Here is a 278-nt window from a genome sequence, read left to right as displayed (position 1 = left end):
CGAAGAATCTCTGAAAGCCGCGGCCATCCGCATCCACGAAATCAGCGGCGCTGCGGTCCTCGCCAAAGGTGGGGTGCGGCTGGAAGGCCCTGACGCCGTCGACGTCTATTACGACGGCGAGACGCTGGAAGTCCTGCGCGCAGCGAAAGTGGGCGAGGTGGCCGTGTCCGGCGCCGGTTGCTCGCTTGCCGCTGCTGTGACCGCAGAGTTGGCCAAGGGCGCAACCCCGCTGGAAGCTGCCCGGACTGCGAAGGCATTCGTGACGGCCGGTATCAAGA

The 278-nt window shown here is 66.2% G+C and carries 1 protein-coding gene; it reads left to right on the top strand.

The window, feature by feature from the left end; translation table 11 throughout:
- On the top strand, positions 1–278 hold a 278-nt coding region (locus tag ACR9ZK_RS21905), incomplete at both ends, for a bifunctional hydroxymethylpyrimidine kinase/phosphomethylpyrimidine kinase (RefSeq protein WP_481344062.1).

Source organism: Monashia sp. HAY1-5C (genome assembly GCF_056755255.1).
This window is presented reverse-complemented; position numbering and strand designations above follow the sequence as displayed.